The sequence below is a fragment of the Bradyrhizobium tropiciagri genome (genome assembly GCF_018130545.1).
Classification (GTDB): Bacteria; Pseudomonadota; Alphaproteobacteria; order Rhizobiales; family Xanthobacteraceae; genus Bradyrhizobium; species Bradyrhizobium tropiciagri_A.
Map to the genome: position 1 here is coordinate 822,687 of NZ_JAFCKF010000003.1, position 16,780 is coordinate 839,466.

15 protein-coding genes are annotated in these 16,780 nt (G+C 63.5%); 7 read left to right on the forward strand and 8 right to left on the reverse strand.

Annotated features, from left to right (window positions below):
* Positions 1-11: 11 nt before the first annotated feature.
* From JQ616_RS16645 to JQ616_RS16670, 6 genes are all read right to left on the reverse strand, one after another.
* Positions 12-1,217, reverse strand: a complete 1,206-nt coding sequence (locus JQ616_RS16645; protein ID WP_212015957.1) for a CaiB/BaiF CoA transferase family protein — start codon at positions 1,215-1,217, stop codon at positions 12-14.
* A 27-nt stretch (positions 1,218-1,244) separates the two neighbouring features.
* Positions 1,245-1,961, reverse strand: a complete 717-nt coding sequence (locus tag JQ616_RS16650) for an ABC transporter ATP-binding protein (protein ID WP_212015958.1) — start codon at positions 1,959-1,961, stop codon at positions 1,245-1,247.
* Positions 1,958-2,716, reverse strand: a complete 759-nt coding sequence (locus JQ616_RS16655; RefSeq protein WP_212015959.1) for an ABC transporter ATP-binding protein — start codon at positions 2,714-2,716, stop codon at positions 1,958-1,960. Before JQ616_RS16655 ends, JQ616_RS16650 begins: the two co-directional genes overlap by 4 nt.
* Before the next feature lie 2 nt (positions 2,717-2,718).
* On the reverse strand, positions 2,719-3,738 hold the full coding sequence (locus JQ616_RS16660; protein WP_212015961.1) for a branched-chain amino acid ABC transporter permease: 1,020 nt from the start codon (positions 3,736-3,738) through the stop codon (positions 2,719-2,721).
* Positions 3,735-4,637 carry a branched-chain amino acid ABC transporter permease gene (locus tag JQ616_RS16665; RefSeq protein WP_212015963.1) on the reverse strand — a complete coding sequence of 301 codons (903 nt, stop codon included), beginning with the start codon at positions 4,635-4,637 and terminating at the stop codon, positions 3,735-3,737. Before JQ616_RS16665 ends, JQ616_RS16660 begins: the two co-directional genes overlap by 4 nt.
* 94 nt (positions 4,638-4,731) lie before the next feature.
* On the reverse strand, positions 4,732-5,991 hold the full coding sequence (locus tag JQ616_RS16670) for an ABC transporter substrate-binding protein (protein ID WP_212015965.1): 1,260 nt from the start codon (positions 5,989-5,991) through the stop codon (positions 4,732-4,734).
* A 171-nt stretch (positions 5,992-6,162) separates the two neighbouring features.
* Here JQ616_RS16670 and JQ616_RS16675 point away from each other — a divergent pair, with 171 nt between their 5' ends.
* The 5 genes from JQ616_RS16675 to JQ616_RS16695 all read left to right on the forward strand — a co-directional run bounded on the left by JQ616_RS16675 (position 6,163) and on the right by JQ616_RS16695 (position 12,137).
* Entirely contained in the window at positions 6,163-7,659 is a 1,497-nt protein-coding gene (locus tag JQ616_RS16675) for an AMP-binding protein (RefSeq protein WP_212015967.1), read from the forward strand.
* Positions 7,656-8,300 carry a TetR/AcrR family transcriptional regulator gene (locus JQ616_RS16680; protein WP_212015969.1) on the forward strand — a complete coding sequence of 215 codons (645 nt, stop codon included), beginning with the start codon at positions 7,656-7,658 and terminating at the stop codon, positions 8,298-8,300. The genes JQ616_RS16675 and JQ616_RS16680 overlap by 4 nt, the downstream gene beginning before the upstream one ends.
* Positions 8,297-9,070 carry an SDR family NAD(P)-dependent oxidoreductase gene (locus JQ616_RS16685; protein WP_212015971.1) on the forward strand — a complete coding sequence of 258 codons (774 nt, stop codon included), beginning with the start codon at positions 8,297-8,299 and terminating at the stop codon, positions 9,068-9,070. Before JQ616_RS16680 ends, JQ616_RS16685 begins: the two co-directional genes overlap by 4 nt.
* A 9-nt stretch (positions 9,071-9,079) precedes the next feature.
* Positions 9,080-11,002: a flavin-containing monooxygenase gene (locus JQ616_RS16690; protein WP_212015973.1), complete on the forward strand. Its 1,923-nt coding sequence runs from the start codon at positions 9,080-9,082 to the stop codon at positions 11,000-11,002.
* A 505-nt stretch (positions 11,003-11,507) separates the two neighbouring features.
* Complete coding sequence (locus JQ616_RS16695; protein WP_212015975.1) at positions 11,508-12,137, forward strand: 2-hydroxychromene-2-carboxylate isomerase; 630 nt, start codon at positions 11,508-11,510, stop codon at positions 12,135-12,137.
* Between the two features lie 31 nt (positions 12,138-12,168).
* Here the strand turns inward: JQ616_RS16695 and JQ616_RS16700 are convergent, their stop codons facing one another.
* Together JQ616_RS16700 and JQ616_RS16705 are read right to left on the reverse strand one after the other, a co-directional pair.
* The gene (locus JQ616_RS16700; protein WP_212015977.1) at positions 12,169-13,179 is read right to left on the reverse strand and encodes a glutathione S-transferase N-terminal domain-containing protein; all 1,011 of its coding nucleotides are present in this window, start codon (positions 13,177-13,179) and stop codon (positions 12,169-12,171) included.
* Positions 13,176-14,672: a M81 family metallopeptidase gene (locus JQ616_RS16705; RefSeq protein ID WP_212015979.1), complete on the reverse strand. Its 1,497-nt coding sequence runs from the start codon at positions 14,670-14,672 to the stop codon at positions 13,176-13,178. Before JQ616_RS16705 ends, JQ616_RS16700 begins: the two co-directional genes overlap by 4 nt.
* 186 nt (positions 14,673-14,858) lie before the next feature.
* Here JQ616_RS16705 and JQ616_RS16710 point away from each other — a divergent pair, with 186 nt between their 5' ends.
* Both JQ616_RS16710 and JQ616_RS16715 read left to right on the forward strand, forming a co-directional pair.
* The gene (locus JQ616_RS16710; protein ID WP_212015981.1) at positions 14,859-15,653 is read left to right on the forward strand and encodes a class II aldolase/adducin family protein; all 795 of its coding nucleotides are present in this window, start codon (positions 14,859-14,861) and stop codon (positions 15,651-15,653) included.
* Between the two features lie 112 nt (positions 15,654-15,765).
* Positions 15,766-16,704, forward strand: a complete 939-nt coding sequence (locus tag JQ616_RS16715; protein WP_212015983.1) for a GAF domain-containing protein — start codon at positions 15,766-15,768, stop codon at positions 16,702-16,704.
* The last annotated feature ends 76 nt before the right edge of the window (positions 16,705-16,780 follow it).

Genomic DNA, 16,780 nt, shown 5'->3' on the forward strand with positions numbered 1-16,780 from the left:
TCTGCCTCCTGTTAGCTCTTGGCTTGCCGCACAGCGCCGGACAGCAGCAGGGCATCGATCTCGGTCGGGCCAAATCCAGCTTCTGTCAGCACGGTGCGGCTATCCTGCCCGACGTCCGGCGCTGGACAAAGATGATCCTCGGACAGGCTCGCAATCCCCGGCGTGCGCGGCGAGTAGACCGCGCCGACACCCGGCGTATCCTGGCGCACCGATGCCCTGGTCGCCTCCACATGGGCGTTGCGCAGCCATTCGCCGGGACTAAGGATCCGCTCCGCGATGATATCGGCGGCGTGCAGTCGGGCCAGCCATGTATCCGTTGCTTCGGTCAGGAACACCTCGCGCAATTGCGGGATCAGCGTGTCGGCGGCATCGGCACGCCGGGCGAAATCGGCGAAACGTGGATCACTGGCGAGATCCTCGCGTCCGATCGCAGCGCACAGCCGCTTGTATTGCGGCTCGTTCACCAGCGTCACCATGATCCAGCCGTCCTTCGTCTGGTAGGTGCCGGCCGGCACATTGAGCGCACGCGGCGCACCGCCTTCGAGGATGAATTCCGCGACCTTGTGGCCGAGTAGCGCCGAGGTCGACTGGCAGAGATTGACATCGATCCAACGGCCGGTGCCGACGGTCGCGCGCGCGAACAGCGTCGTGGCGATGGCCTGGAACGCATAGACGCCGGTGACGACGTCGGAGATCGTGGTGCCGACCCGATGCGGCACGCCGTCGGTACCGACATTGATCGAGACCAACCCCGAAAACGCCTGCGCCACCGAATCCGAACCGGGCCGTTTTGAATACGGCCCGCTCTGCCCGAAGCCGCTGACCGAGAGATAGACGAGGCCAGGATTGTCGCGCGACAGGCGCTCATAGCCGAGCCCGAGCCGCTCGGCGACACCGGGACGAAATCCTTCAATGAGGACGTCGGCCTCGCGCGCCAGCTTCTGCGCGATCGCAATGCCGTCCTTGTGCTTCATGTCGAGACAAAGGCTGCGTTTGCCGCGATTATAGACCGCCGAAAGTGTGGTGTGATTCCCGTAAGTGGTGCCGAGATAGCGCGACCAGTCGCCCTCCGGCGGCTCGACCTTGACCACGTCGGCGCCATAGACCCCGAGCAGCATCGCGCAATAGGGCGAGGCGATCCCCTGCCCGAAATCGAGCACTTTCAGCCCGCGATACGGCGCCTCGTGCGTCGGCGTCAGCTTGCGTTCGCCCGCCATTTGTCCTCCCGTTAGCTTCGAAGGGCCCTACAGCGCCAGATAGCGCTGCCGGATGTTGTCGTTGGCCTTCAGCTCTTCGATGGAGGATGTGTAGACGATCTGCCCCTTGTCGATAACCGTCGCGTGGCTCGCAAGGCCAAGGCAAAAATGCATGTTCTGCTCGGCGATCAATACTGTGGCACCGGTACCGCGGAGCTGCCGCAGCAACTCGCCAATGCGCTGGACGATGATCGGCGCCAGTCCCTCGCTCGGCTCGTCCAGCAACAGCAGCACCGGATTGCCCATCAGCGTGCGGGCGATCGCCAACATCTGCTGCTCGCCGCCGGACAGCCGTCCGGCGATCCGGTACCGCAGCGGCTCCAGCAGCGGAAACACGTCATAGACCCGGCGGATCGACCACTCGTCCTCGCCATCGGGCCCCCTCTTCTGGCCGATCACGAGATTGTCCTCAACAGTATGCTCAGGGAAGATCTGGCGGTCTTCCGGCACGAAGCCGAGCCCTGCGCGTGCGATGTGATGCGGCCGCATCCCGGATACCGCCTGGCCGCGCAAGGTGACCTTGCCGCGGCGCGCCGGCGCCAACCCCATGATCGCTTTCATGGTGGTGGACTTGCCGGCGCCGTTGCGGCCGAGCAGTGCCATGGTCTCGCCCTTCCGCACGGACAGACCGACGCCGAACAGGATCTGGCTGGTGCCATAGTAGACGTCGAGGTCCTCGACCTGCACCACCGGCTGCGCGCTCATGCCACTGCTCCCGCATGGTCGTCGCTGCCGAGATAGGCTTCGATGACGGCCTCGTTCCTGCGGATCGCGTCCGGCGCTCCGGTCGCGAGGATTCGCCCATAACAAAGCACTACGATCTCAGGCGCGATCTTGAACACGATGTCCATGTCGTGCTCGATGAACACGACGGTGATCTTCTGCTTCTCCCAGAGCTCGCGCACCTTGTCGATCATGCGCCAGCGCTCTTCGGTGCCCATGCCCGCGGTCGGCTCGTCGAGCAGCAGCACCTTGGGATCGAGCACCAGCGCGAGCGCGATATCGAGCAGCTTCTGGTCGCCATGCGACAGCGTCGCCGCGGTTCGGTTGCGCTTGCTGGCGAGGCCGAGCAGCTCCATCGCATGCTCGGCGCGATCGCGCGTCTCGGCCAACGGGAAGCGGCGGTGCGTTACACCGGCGCGGCGCTGATCGGCGCAGACCGCAGCCAACATCGTCTCCTCGACCGTCAGCGACGGGAAGATGCTCGCGACCTGGAAGGCGCGGCCGATGCCGTTGCGCACGATCTCCGGCGGCGTCTTGCCCGCCATGTCAACGCCATTGAGCAGGATCTGCCCGGCATCCGGCCGCAGCGCGCCGGTGATCAGGTTGAAGAATGTGCTCTTGCCAGCACCGTTCGGACCGATCACGGCGGTGAGAGAGCCATCAGCGAAGTCGAGCGATACGTTGTCGGTCGCTTTGACGCCGCCAAAGGATTTCGAGAGTCCGCGAATCTCCAGCATGGCTAACCGCGCTCCTCGCTGCGTCGCTGCGCGAACCATTCGACGACGAAGTCCATCAGCCCTTTGCGCAGGCCGATGGCAAAGAACAGGATCACGATGCCGAGCACGATGCCGTGATACTCGGTCACACGAGTAACGGTGTCATTCAGGATAAGGAACAGCATGGTGCCGACCATCGGCCCGAGGAAGGTGGTCACCCCGCCGAGCATGTTGATGAAGATGCCCTCGCCCGACATCGTCCAATAGGCGAATTCGGGATAGGCTCCCGAGACGAACAACGCCATGATCATGCCGCCGGTCGCGGCGAACAGCGCCGCCAGCACGAAGATGGCCAGCTTGGCGCGCCAGACATCGATGCCAATGAAGCTCGCCCGCGTGGCGTTGTCCCGGATCATGCGCAGCGTGTAGCCGAATGGGGACTGCGCGATCTGGCGCATCAGGAACAACCCGATCACCAGAAGCGCACAGCTCGCGACATAGAGATGCAGATGGTTCGAGAGATCGATACCGAGGAACGGCGGCCGCGGAATGCCGCCTCGGAGGCCCTGGTCACCGCCGGTCAGCGACTGCCACGACAAGATGGTGGAATGGATCAGCATCTGGAACGCCAGCGTGACGAAAGCGAAGTAGATCTCCTTTAGCCGCACGCAGATCGCCCCGATCACGACGGCGACGACGAAGGTCATTGCCAATGTGGCGAAGAAGGCCACCGGGATCGGCACGCCGGTCTTCTGCATCATCAAGCCAAAGCTATAGGCACCGAGGCCGAAGAACATACCGTGCCCAAATGAGATCAGTCCGGTGTAGCCGACCAGGAGATTGAGCGACGTCGCGAACAATCCATAGGCTGCGCAGCGGATCACAAAGTCGAGCAATTGCTTGCTACCGAACAAAACCGGCAGCAGCGCCAAGACAACGAACGCGATGAGCGCGATCAGAAGATCGCGATGGCGCTGCGGCCTGGCGTCGATCCGGGCCACCTCGAGCGGTTGCGCGCCCTGCCCGGCCTGCAACTCGGTCATGCGACCTCCTTGCCGAACAGGCCGGTTGGGCGCGACACCAGCACGATCACCATGAAGAGATACATCAGCCCCTCGGTGAACAGCGGAAAGCCGAGCGATCCGAACGAACGGATCAAGCCGATCAGCAGCGCGCCGATCAGCGCGCCCAGGATCGAACCCATGCCGCCGATCACGGTGACGATGAAGGACTCGATCAAAACCGAGAAGCCCATGCCCGGCGTCAGCGAGCGCACCGGCGCGGCAAGCGCTCCCGCAAGTCCCGCCAGCATGCCGCCGAGCGCGAACACGCCGCCATAGATCAGCCCGGTGTTGATACCGAGCGCTGACACCATCCCGGGATTATGGGCGGCCGCCCGGATGACCTTGCCGATCCGGGAACGCGCCAGCCCCAGCCCGAGAACCACCGCGGCCGCGAGGGCCACACCGATCAGCAGCAGGTAATATGGCGGCACCACGCCGCCGGCGATGAACAGCGGCGGCACCTGGAATGCGGCGGGCATGCCCATCGACTTGAATTCGGGTCCCCAGATCATGCGGACCACGTCGTCGAAGATCAGCACGAAGGCGTAGCAGACCAGGAGCTGCATCAGCACGTCGCGGCCGTAGACCCGGCTCATGAACACCCGCTCGAAGATCAGGCCGAGGATGGCGGTGCCCACAGCGCCGCTCAGGATCGCCAGCGCAAAGCTGCCGGTGAGCTGGTAGGCCGTCATCGCGAAATAGGCGCCGAACATGTAGAAGGCGCCGTGGCTGAAATTGACCACCTTGAGCACGCCGAAGATCAAGGTCAGCCCAACGGCGACGAGGAACAACAGCATGCCGATGATCAGGCCGCTGGTGGTCTGTGTCACCAGGCAGGCAGGGCTGGTGAGGCAACTGGCGAGCGCGTCGAGGTCCACAGGAATCATCCATTACGGCGGGCCGCAACGCCGGCGCGCGATAAGCATCAGATCAAAGGCGGAGACAGCGTGCTGCCTCCGCCTTATGTGCGGATCAAGTGTAACCCTTGCTCTTCTTCCACTCGGCTTCGAGCTCGAAGATGGTCTTCCAGTCGCCGGCCTTCACGTCTGGCACGTAAGGCTCCTGCGGGATCGTGGTACCCCAGCCGATCGCGTAGCCGACCAGCGTGTGATCGTCGGCGCGCATGGTGACGGTGCCGTCGGCACCGAACGGGCACTTGATGGTGAGCCCGGTGAGCGCCTCCGCGACCTTCTTGCCGTCGGTCGAACCCGCCTTCTTGACGGCCTCGTTGAGGAACATGACCGCGGTTGCGTTCTGCCACGACCAATTGGTCGGATACTCGTTGTACTTCGCCTTGTAGGCATCGCCCCAGGCTGCATTCTCCGGCGTCGGCGGGAAGGTCTTGATGTAGCGGTCGCCGGAGTGGATGCCCTTGGGCAGGTTCTTCACCACGGTCAGCGCGGTGTAGTCGGCCATGTTGACCGCGAACACCTCCATCTGGGTGAACAGCGCGTAGATATTGGCCTGGTCGATATAGGAGGTGAGATCGCCGCCCCACAGGCAGGAATACATCGCCTGCGGCTTGGCTTGCAGGATCTTGGTGACCACCTCGGTGTAATCGGGCTGGAACAGCTTTGGCCAGGACTCGCTGATGATCTCGACATCGGGCGCGAACTTCTTCAGATACAGCACGAATTCGCCGGTGGTGTCGCGGCCATAGGCATAGTCCGGTGAACAGGTCGCCCATTTCTTCAGGCCCTTGGCCTTGGCAATCCCTGCGGCGTAGCTGGCGCCGACGATCGAGTCATGTATGCCCTGCCGCACACAACGGAAGGCGTTCGGGATGTGCTGCTTGGGATCGGCCGTCAGCGACGAGGCTTCCGAGCAGGTGTGGATGCAGAGCACGCCGAGATCGCGCGCCACTTCGTGAACCGCGAAGGATCCCGACGATGCCTCGCCGTCGAGCAGCATCTCGCAGCCGTCGGTGTTGACAAGCTCGCGCGCGATCCGCGCGGCTTCTTGCGGCTGTCCCTTGGAGTCGCGGATCACCATCTCGATCTGCCGGCCGGCCAGGCCGCCAGCGGCATTGACCTTCTCGACTTCCAGCATCACCGCGTTGCGCGAGGACGTACCGAGTTGCGCGACGCGGCCCGACAGGATGGTCGGCATGCCGATCTTGATCGTCTTGGCCTGCGCACGCGCCACCCATGGCGCGGAAAAAGTCATCGCACCGGCGCCCATCAGCGCAAGCGTCGAACGCCGGCTGATGCCCGGTTTCCGGGTCCTCGTCATCGTTCCCCTCCCTGTCGGGTTCGCGTTCCCAAAAGCCCTGTCGGAGATCGTTTCGTCTCCATGGCCACAATGTTTTCAGAGCAAGGGGGGTGACGTCAAGCCAAATATGAATTACGACTCATAATTCATCTAGGGAGAAAACGGCGCCGGAATCGGCCCGACGAGCGGCAAATGATCAATCTTTCCAGCTTCATTGCATTTCATGCCAGGCGGGCTCCGGACCGCTGTGCGCTGAAATATCGCGGCGAGGACGTCTCCTACGCCGAGTTTGATCTGCGTGTCCGCCAGGTCGGAGGCTGGCTCGCTGCACGCGGGATTGCGCCGGGCGATGTGGTCGCCGTCCTGATGAAGAACAGCACGGCCTTTCTCGAACTGGTGTTCGCGACCAGCCATATCGGCGCGGTGTTCCTCCCGATCAATTATCGGCTGTCAGCCGATGAGGTCGGCTACATCGTCGGCAATGCCGGCGCGCGCCTGCTGGTCGCCGACGAGGAGCTGGCGGCAATCGCGGTCGGCGATGCACCCGTCGTACTGCTCGATGAAGTCGCGCAGTCCAGCATTACCAACCTCGCGCCCGATATCGCGCCGGCGCCGATCCATGTTCGCCAGCCGCGCGACCTGATGCGCCTGATGTACACCTCGGGCACGACCGATCGCCCCAAGGGGGTGATGCTCACCTACGAGAACATCTATTGGAAATCCGCCGACCAGACGCTGGTGCTTGGATTGAACGCCGACACGCGGCTGCTCATCGTCGGCCCACTTTATCATGTCGGCGCGCTCGATCTGCCCGGCATCGCCGTGCTCTGGCATGGCGGCATGCTATGCATCCACCGCACCTTCGAGCCGGAACCGGCGCTCGCCGCGATCGCGCGCGAGAAGCTGAACGCCGCGTGGTTCGCGCCGGTCATGACCACCGCTCTCCTCACCTGCCCGAACCGGGAGCGCTACGACGTCTCCAGCCTGCAATGGGCGATCGGCGGCGGCGAGAAGACGCCGGAGGTCCGCATCCGAGCCTTCTCGGATTATTTTGGGAATGCGCGCTATATCGATGCCTACGGCCTCACCGAAAGCTGCGGCGGCGACACTTTCATGGAAGCCGGCCGCGAGATCGAGAAGATCGGCTCGACCGGCCGCGCCATCGCCCATGTCGAGATCGAGATCCGCGACGATGCCGGCAAGCGCCTGCCCGCCGGCCAGGATGGTGAGATCTGCCTGCGCGGTCCGAAGGTGACGCAGGGCTACTGGAAGGATCCGGAGAAGACGGCATCCGCTTTCTTCGGCGATTGGTTCCGCACCGGCGACGTCGGCTATCTCGATGAGGACGGCTTCCTCTATCTCACCGACCGCAAGAAGGACATGATCATCTCCGGCGGCGAGAACATCGCCTCCTCGGAGGTCGAGCGCGTCATCTACGAGATGCCCGGGGTGCGCGAGGTCGCGGTGATCGGCCTGCCTGATGCGCGCTGGGGCGAAAAGCCGGTCGCCATCGTGGTGCTGGCCGATGACGCCAAGCTCGATCTGCCTGATCTCACAGATTTCTGCCGGACAAGGCTCGCCGGCTTCAAGGTGCCGCGGCAGTTGATCCTCTGCGACAGCCTGCCGCGCAATCCATCCGGCAAGGTGCTCAAACGCGTCCTCCGCGCCGAACTCGAGGCCATCGCATGACACAAGCGACATCCGCCAAGGTGACAAAGCTCAACCGGGTCGAGCGCAACGCCTGGACCAAGCAGAAGATCTTCGACGCCGCGACCAAGATCGTCGGCAAATACGGCTATGCCGAAGCCTCCGTTGCGCGCATCACCGAGGCCGCCGGCGTCGCGCAGGGCACCTTCTACAATCACTTCGAGAACCGGCAGGAGTTGCTCGACCAGCTACTGCCGAAGATCGGCCTCGACATGGTTCGCTTCATCCATGCCCGCACCGGCACCGCCAGCGAGGCCCGGCAGGAGGTGGAACGCTTCAGCGCCTTCTTCGATTTCATCCGCGAGGTGCCGGAGTTTCTCCGCATTCTGAACGAAGCCGAGTTCTTCGCGCCGATCGGCTACCAGAAGCACTTCGACAACATTTCGAATGCCTATGTCCGGATTCTGCAGCGCGCGCGGGCTGCGGGTGCGACCAATACATTCAGCGACGAAGAATTCGAGGCCATCGTCCAGGTCTTGATGGGCGCACGTGGCTATCTCAGCCGACGCTATTCCTATTCCGAGCAAGGCGTCACCGCCGTGCCTGACTACGTGATCACGGCTTACCAGAAGCTGGTCACTCGCGGCCTGTTCACCACCAGCGACAAGGGAAAGAAGTCATGAGCGCTGACGGCATCATCCTCGTCACCGGCGGCAGCCGCGGCATCGGCGCGGCGACCGCAACACTGCTCGCCGATAAGGGACACCGCGTCGTCATCGTCGATATCGCGCCCGAACCGCTGGTCGGCACGAACGCCATCCTCTGGCCTGCACCGTTCGATGTCGCGAGCGAGACCGCCGTGGTCACCGGAGTTGCCGACATCGAGAAGGCGCACGGGCCGATCAGCGGCCTCGTCAACGCGGCCGGCGTATTCGGCAAGATGCACACAATCGAGCGGGTGCGGATGGAGCAGTGGGACCGCGAGGTCAATATCGACCTGCGCGGCACCTTCCTGGTCGCGCGCAGTGTCGGTATCGGCATGGCGAAGCGGCGACATGGCGCGATCGTCAACGTTGCCTCGGTGGCCGGCATGACGTCGGGCCCGATCCACGCCTATACCGCGGCGAAGGCCGGCGTCATCCAGATCACGCAGACACTCGCCGCCGAATGGGGCCGCGCGGGCGTGCGGGTCAACGCGGTGTCGCCCGGCTTCACCCGCACGGCCGCGCTCGAGGCCGGCATCGCGTCGGGCGCGCTGAACAAGGATCTGCTGGCACGGCCGACCGCGCTGAACCGGCTGGTCGAGCCGATGGAAGTGGCGCAGGCGATCGCCTGGCTACTCTCGCCGCAGAGCAGCGGCGTAACCGGCATCAACCTGCCGATCGATGCCGGCTACATCGCGGGCACCACCTGGGCCGCCTATGGCGGTCTGCCCGAAGCACCAGCGAGCTGAGGACAACGTATGAATATCGAGCTTTCGCGCCCACACCTCGATCTGTCCTCCGCCATCGCCGAGGGCGACATCCGTGTGCTGCTGATGGTGCTGGTGCATATGACCGGGGACGAGAAGTGGCTCGAGCCGCCCTACAAGCCGAAGCGCGACGTGCGCCTGATCCCCGATCCGGACGCCGGTGTACCTAAGGAGATCCAGGACGAGATCCGCGCCGCGGTCCTGAACCTGTTCGCCAACGGCGCGCCGAAGCCAGCCATCACTGATCCCGGCGATGAGCTGATGCTGAGGATGATGCGGGCGACGCTCGGCGAGAACGTCACGCCGGAGTATGCGCCGCTGATGCGGGAGGAGATGGGGTTTGTTCCCCGCGAGGCCCGCTGGCGCGAGCGTCCGTCCGACGCAAGGCTGGCGCAGCAGCATGTGCTGATCGTCGGCGCCGGGGTCTGCGCGATCGCGCTTGGCGTCGCGCTCGGACGGCTCGGCATTCCCTACACCATCGTCGAGAAGCAGGACGAGATCGGCGGCACATGGTACGTCAACCGCTATCCCGGCTGCGGCGTCGATACGCCGAACCACTCCTATTCCTTCTCCTTCGGCGCGCGCAATCCATGGACCCGCTACTTCGCGCAGCGCCAGGAGCTGCTCGACTATCTGCTCAAGGTCGTGCGCGAATACGGCATCCGTCAGCACGTCCGCCTCAAGACCGAACTGGTCGCTTCACGTTGGGACGAAGGCAAGCGGCGTTGGATCTCGACGCTGAAGACCGCCAGCGGCGAAGAGACCTTCGAATCCACCGCGCTGGTCAGCGCGATCGGCCAACTCAATGATCCCCTGCCCGCCCGCTTTGCGGGAGACGAAGACTTCGCCGGCCTCAAGGTTCATTCGGCGCTGTGGTCCGACGACATCAAGCTCGACGGCAAGCATGTCGCCGTGATCGGCACCGGTGCGACCGCGATGCAGCTGGTGCCATCGATCGCCGACCGCGTCGCCTCGGTCACCGTCTACCAGCGGACCGCGCAATGGGCACGCCCGGTGAAGGGTTATTCCGACCCGATCACCGAAGGCGCGCAATGGCTGCTCGCTCATCTGCCGTTCTATGTGCAGTGGTATCGCTTCAACATGTTCTGGCGTTACGGCGACGGTCTGCTGCCGTTCCTGCGCAAGGACCCGGCCTGGCCGCATCCCGAGCGCGCCGTCAACAAGGGCAACGACCGGCACCGCGAAGAGCTCGCCGACTTCATCCTCTCCGAGCTGAAGGATCGCCCTGATTTGATCGAGAAGTGCATGCCGACCTATCCGCCCTACGGCAAGCGCATCCTGCTCGACAACAACTGGTTCAAGACGCTGACCAAGCCGAACGTCGAACTGGTCACCGACAAGATCGATCATTTCGCGGCGGACAGCATCATCACGGCTGACGGCACATCGCGGCCGCACGACGTCATCGTGATCTCGACCGGCTTCAAGGTTTCCGAGATGGCGGCGCGTCTCAACATCACGGGGCGTGACGGCAAGAACCTCAAGCGGGCGTGGGGCGACGACAATCCGACCGCGTATCTCGGCCTCACCGTGCCTGACTTCCCCAATCTGTTTCTGATGCTCGGTCCCAACTCGGGACCGGCGCATGGCGGCAGCGTGATCTTCCAGTCGGAATGTCAGAGCCGCTACATCTCAGCCTGCCTCGTCGAGATGATCGAGAACGACATCGCCGCGATCGACGTGCATCCCGACGCGCACGACGAATACATCCGCAACGTCGATGCCGAGCATGAGCAATTGATCTGGACGCATCCGGGCATGACGACCTACTACCGCAACAGCAGCGGCCGGGTTTTCTCGGCGATGCCGTGGCGGTTCGTCGACTACTGGAAAATGACGCATGATCCGGACTTCACCCTGTATCGACAGACCAAGTCGCGACAGGATTCCTGACCTGAATTACCCCCTTCGTTAACTTGACAGTTGGCCATAACTGCCGCAGCATTTCCGTGACTGCACCTGTTGAGGTGCTGGAGCGTCTGCTCCTCGCGTCGCAGGAATTGACGGACGATTATGGGATCGGCCGCCAGGCAGCAGAAGCGGACAGAGGTCCGTCGGCCCACTCTTGGAGAGGAGCATGACGCCACCGGCGAAAGCCAGTGACCTTGCTCAGCGGCAAGGTCTCGGTGCACGTTGAGGCTGATAGCAGCTGCTAGCCGCGTGTGCCGCCGACAATCTGAACATATCCGCAGGACGAGAGCGCAAAGGCCAAGCGCTTTTAGGTCCCGAAACACCACTGGTTCATACCAGACATCCTTCGCTAAAACGAAGTTGCAGGGCCCCGCGATGCTTGACTGCACCGGGGCCCACTCGTTTGCGTCCATTCCTCCGTCGTCACGCAGCATTGCGCCATCGTGCGGGATCGGGAACAATTGTGCTGACGGGATGAGGAACGCTGATGGAAAAGCCGAAGGTCCGGATCTACACCGACTACAAGTCTCCCTATGCCTATGTCGCCAACAAACGGCTGTTCGAGCTCGAAGAGGCGTGCGGCGTCGAGCTGGAATGGCTGCCCTACACGCTACGCATTCCCGAATTCATGGGCACGGTGGAGGCACGCACGCCGCATTTCTGGCGCAAGGTGCGCTACTCCTACATGGATGCGCGACGGTTCGCCAACGCGCAGGGACTGACGATGAAAGGCCCGCGCCGGATTTACGACGCCTTTCACTCCAGCGCCGGAATGCTCTTCGCGCAGCGACACGGGCTATTCCGGCCCTACCATGACATGGTGTTCCAGAAGTTCTGGAACCATGAGTTGGAGATCGACGACCTGTCGCAGATCTCCGGCGTGATTACCGCGATCGGCGGTTCCGCGGACACGTTCGAGGCTTATGTTCGCGGCCCGGCCCGCGCCGAGCACGATCGCATTATCGACGAGGCCGAAGCGCTCGGCGTGTTCGGCGTGCCCAGCATGGTGTTCAACGGCGAGCTGTTTTGGGGCGGCGACCGCATCGACATGCTGATCGAGCGGATCAGGAATCCAGAGACGATCGCGGCCGCGCTTGGCAGCAGGCACCGAACCTGAGCTCACGCCGTTTTGAAGCCGCCCCGATTGATCAGCCGCCATCCAGGATGGCCAGGCATCCGGTGCGTTCCAGCACCGGCTTCAACGCCGCCCGATCTCCGGCCTCCAGTGCGGCGAACTTCTCGCGCAACTGCTGCAGGCACTTGACCTGATATTTGAACGGCGCGAGCGCGTAAGGCAGATCCCAGACATTGATCTCGACGCGATCGAGCCCTTTGGCGAATGCGTCCGCATTGGCCGCCAGGAACGGCAGATAGAGTTCGCCTGCGAGCCGCAGCAGCGCCTCAGCGAACCCGCCAAGCGCTTGCTCGCGCGGATACCAGTTGCCGTCGACGCCGGATGCGTCATCGAGCCGCCGCACCCAGTGATCGGTGAACGGCGCGCGTTCGCGCATGATGCGCATCGGGCTCGGGTCAGTCGCCATCTCGCTGAGTTGGCCGAACCAGGCAAAATCCGCCAGCGACGGCCGGCTGCCGAACAGATAGTTCGTCATGCCGACATGCGGCTCGAACGCCGCGAGCGTTCGCCGATAGCTCTCCTCAAGCAGCGGCCTGTTCTCGTCCGTCGCGCCGAGAATGACCATGCGCGAGATCTGCCGCTGCCGAAACTGCTCGATCTCCTCGCGGCTGCCAGCCTCGGCGTCCGAGGTCGACCATTCCTCCCCTGCCCAGCGCGAGACGTACGCCTGGTCTTCCGGATCCCACCAGCGATAGAGAAACAGCGGCTTCACCGCCCATTCGTCGGCGAGGTCTTCGAGCAGGTCGCAGACGAAGGCCGTGGCCTTGTCGTCCGGGATCACTGAGCGTCCCTGGTGACGCGCTTCCAGATCATAGGCCAGCATCGTGCTCTCGCCGCGGTAGCTGCCGTCGGGATATTGCAGCACCGGGATCAACATCGGCCTCAGATGCGCGGTCGCTTCGCGCAATGCCTTGGTCATGATCACCCAGTCATGGGGAATCCGTCGGTAACGCATCAGCGCACGCAGCTTGATCGCATAGGGCGACGCGGTCGAACCGATCAGACGATAGCGACCGTCCGTCATGACGACGACTCCGAAAATGCCGGGCTGCCGTATGGATAGAACTGCGCAAGATCGACATTCTTGTAGGGCAACTTGTCGAGACGCGTCGTTCCGAGGAACGGCTGATCTGGCTCGACCAGCAGGATCGTCTTAGCGAAGCCGTTGTCGTCAAAGCCGCGCCGGAAGTGGACCCGCGACTTGATCGCCATGACATCGAAGGCGCCGATGTCGGGCACCAGCGCCTTCAGCGAGAAAGGCTCCATGACCTGCACCAGATACGTGGAGAGGATCAGCACATTGTTGCGGCCGAACCGCACGCAGACCCAGAATTGTCCGTAGCCTTCGCCCGCAGCCGAAATGGTGCCTTGAATACGAACCGGATCGCCCGCCGACTCGTCGACGCGACCACCGATCTCCATATCGAAGGCATCGCCGGCCTTGGCGCCGGCGGCCTTCAGGATGCGCGGCGCCCTGGCATCGGCAATGGTGGCGATCACCGTGTTGGCGAGGTCCTGGGCGATGATCTCGCGGAGCAGCCAGGTCGCCGATCCCGACCGGTCGCTGTGATCGGCCAGCACCACCGGCGTGTTGCCATCGGCAACCGCCTGCTTTGCCAGCGCGACGCCCTCGGCGATGCTGTGCAGCCTGGTCGATTGCAGCAACGCCTCACGCAGCCGCCAGATCGTGCCGGCGAGGTCGCGCGCGACCTGCTCGGCGAGCTTTGGATTGTCGTTGGTCAGGACCTGCACGGTCATGCCAACATCGGGGACATCGGCGAACGGGAAGCCGAAGAAGATGTTGACGTAGACGTCGACCTCGCGGGCCTCCCAAATCAACGCGCGCTGCACCAGATCCATCCAGGGACGTGCCCCGGTCCATTGCAGCACGGTGGGCGAGATCACGGGAACCTTGATCGTCTTGTGCGCCGGCTTGAAGTCGCCGCGGATCGCCCGCACCAGCGTACGCGCCGCCCGTTCGCCTTGCAGATGCGCGTCATAGTGCGGGAAATATTTGACGGCGAACGCCATGTCCGCCTGTTCGAGGAATGCCTCGTCCTCATTGCCATGAGGGTCGAAGGTTGCGGCGATGAAGGCGGAGCGGCCAACCACTTCGCGCACCTGCCGTGCCAGATCGGCCTCCGGCCGCGGCACGCCGCGTACCGCCATCGCGCCATGCAGGCAGAGATAGACACCGTCGAACGGCCCCTCCTCCTTCAGCCCTGCGATCATCTTGCCGGTGAAGGTCCGGTAGGCCTCCTGGGTGATCCAGCCCGATCCGGTGTAAGTCTTCGGCCACAGCGGAGATTCGATGCCGACCAGCTCGACCTCGGCGAACTCGCGTGCGACCTTGACGAAGCCGCCCATGTAATTCTTCGGGTCGAATTGCAGCAGCGCCACGCCCTTCGCCGGCGAACCCGGATAGATGAAGTCGTCGAGGGTGGTCTCGTTCGGCAGGAACGAGACGGTTTCGTGGGAGAAATGCAGGACGGCGATACGGATCTCGCGATCGCTCATTTGACGCGCCTCGGCTGTTTTCCGCAGTGTGGCATCGAAGGCGCGGCGCGCCAATCCACATTCGGTTTTTGCCCGCCAGCCCTGCAAATAAGCAGGCGCGCCACGGCTTGCCGCCGCGCAGATTCTGCTATGTTCCACCGCAACAATCGGGCTCCGGCCTCGCAGACATCTCAAGGAGAGAACGCCATGAATCCCCCCGTCAGCTCACCCGCGATCAAGGTCGTTAAATCCGTTCGCGAGCAGGTGAGCGCGGAGGAATGGCAGGCCCGTGTCGATCTCGCCGCATGTTACCGTCTGACCGCGATCTACGGCATGACCGAGATGATCGCGAACCACATCTCCTGCCGCGTGCCCGGCACCACCGACCAGTTCCTGATCAACGCCTACGGCATGCTGTATGAGGAGATCGACGCCTCCAGCCTGATCAAGGTCGACGTCGAGGGCAACACGCTGCTCAATGCGACAGATTATGACGTCAACGTCGCGGGCTTCGTGATTCACAGCGCCATCCACATGGCCAAGCACGACATGGACTGCGTTGCGCACACCCATACGCCGGCCGGCATGGCGGTCTCTGCGATGGAATGCGGCCTGCTTCCGCTGGCGCAGACCTCGATGCGCTTTCTGCACATCGCCTATCACGACTTCGAGGGCATCGCCGACAATGTCGACGAGCGCGAGCGGCTGGTGCGCGACCTCGGCGACAACGAAGCGATGATCCTGCGCAACCATGGCCTGCTGGTCGTCGGCCGCACGGTGCCTGCCGCCTTCAACGTGCTGTTCCGCCTCGAGCGCGCCTGCCAGACCCAGGTGATGGCGCTCTCCTGCAACACCAAGCTGATCTATCCGCCGCAGAATATCCTCGAAGACACTTATGAGCGGATGCTGCCAAAGCCCGGCCGCGGCGCCCGCAACGGCGAACTCGCCTGGCCCGCGCTGCTGCGCAAGCTCGACCGGGCCGATCCGTCGTATCGGGACTGAGGCGAAATCGGGCCTTCGCATTAACTTTGGGCGCCGCTTGCCCGCAATTTGAGCGCACGTTTTACCGTGACTTCGCCGATGCTAGCCGTCGGCGAAGTGGCAGGTGCGTGCGATGAAGACCTTCATTCGCGTTGTTGAACTGTGGGTGCCCGATCGAACACGAACGCGGCTGGAATTCGGCGGTAGCCTCTCCAGCGCCGAGTTCGCGGAGTTCAACGCCGTCAGCGAGAACGCGTTGTTCGCCTATGACGAGGGCCTTCCGGGCAAGGCTTGGGCAAGCGGCCATCCGGTCATCGTGACCCAATTCGCCAACTCCTATTTCAAACGAGCCGACGAAGCGGTCGAAGCCGGCCTGACCTGCGGCGTCGCACTTCCGGTATTCGCCGGCGAATTCCTGATGGCCGTGATGGTCTTGCTCTGCGGCGACGACAGGAAGCACGTCGGCGCAATCGAGCTCTGGCACAACGACCCTGAGAGATCCCACGAGATGGCGTTGGTCGACGGCTACTACGGCACCGCCGACATGTTCGAATTCAACTCGCGCCACACCAGATTCCCGCGCGGCTTCGGCCTACCCGGCCGGACCTGGAAGGCGGGCATGCCGCTGATCATCAAGGACCTGCACAATTCCAAGAGTTTCCTGCGCTGGGAGGACGCATCCGAGATCGGAATCAATTGCGGCGTCGGCATCCCCTACGTTACCGGCGACCAGACCTGGGTTGTGACATTCCTATCGGCGCAGGCGACACCGATCGCACGCCGGTTCGAGATCTGGGTGCCGAACGAGGAGCGGTCGGCGCTGCTGTTCCACGCCGGCGATTGCAGCGAGCAATCCGATCTCGCCAAGCTCTATGCAACAAGAACGATCCGGCGTGGCGAAGGCAGCATCGGCGGCGCATGGGCGACCGGCATGCCCGCGCTCACCGAACATCTGAAGCAGGACGAATCGATCGCGGCGACATCGGCGCGTGCCTCCGGCCTAGAGCAGGTGGTCGCGCTGCCGGTGATCGAGAACGCTAGGCTCAAGGCGGTGCTGGCGTGGTATTTGTAGTTGCCGCGTTTACAATTGTCGCCTCCGCAACAATGGTCGTCCCGGCGAAGGCCGGGACGACACCAATTAAGTGGTT

Coding starts and splice junctions, on each gene's coding strand:
- JQ616_RS16645 (WP_212015957.1), bottom strand. CDS start 1,217: ATGGCGGGCGAACGCAAGCTGACGCCGACGCACGAGGCGCCGTATCGC.
- JQ616_RS16650 (WP_212015958.1), bottom strand. CDS start 1,961: ATGAGCGCGCAGCCGGTGGTGCAGGTCGAGGACCTCGACGTCTACTAT.
- JQ616_RS16655 (WP_212015959.1), bottom strand. CDS start 2,716: ATGCTGGAGATTCGCGGACTCTCGAAATCCTTTGGCGGCGTCAAAGCG.
- JQ616_RS16660 (WP_212015961.1), bottom strand. CDS start 3,738: ATGACCGAGTTGCAGGCCGGGCAGGGCGCGCAACCGCTCGAGGTGGCC.
- JQ616_RS16670 (WP_212015965.1), bottom strand. CDS start 5,991: ATGACGAGGACCCGGAAACCGGGCATCAGCCGGCGTTCGACGCTTGCG.
- JQ616_RS16675 (WP_212015967.1), top strand. CDS start 6,163: ATGATCAATCTTTCCAGCTTCATTGCATTTCATGCCAGGCGGGCTCCG.
- JQ616_RS16680 (WP_212015969.1), top strand. CDS start 7,656: ATGACACAAGCGACATCCGCCAAGGTGACAAAGCTCAACCGGGTCGAG.
- JQ616_RS16685 (WP_212015971.1), top strand. CDS start 8,297: ATGAGCGCTGACGGCATCATCCTCGTCACCGGCGGCAGCCGCGGCATC.
- JQ616_RS16690 (WP_212015973.1), top strand. CDS start 9,080: ATGAATATCGAGCTTTCGCGCCCACACCTCGATCTGTCCTCCGCCATC.
- JQ616_RS16695 (WP_212015975.1), top strand. CDS start 11,508: ATGGAAAAGCCGAAGGTCCGGATCTACACCGACTACAAGTCTCCCTAT.
- JQ616_RS16700 (WP_212015977.1), bottom strand. CDS start 13,179: ATGACGGACGGTCGCTATCGTCTGATCGGTTCGACCGCGTCGCCCTAT.
- JQ616_RS16705 (WP_212015979.1), bottom strand. CDS start 14,672: ATGAGCGATCGCGAGATCCGTATCGCCGTCCTGCATTTCTCCCACGAA.
- JQ616_RS16710 (WP_212015981.1), top strand. CDS start 14,859: ATGAATCCCCCCGTCAGCTCACCCGCGATCAAGGTCGTTAAATCCGTT.
- JQ616_RS16715 (WP_212015983.1), top strand. CDS start 15,766: ATGAAGACCTTCATTCGCGTTGTTGAACTGTGGGTGCCCGATCGAACA.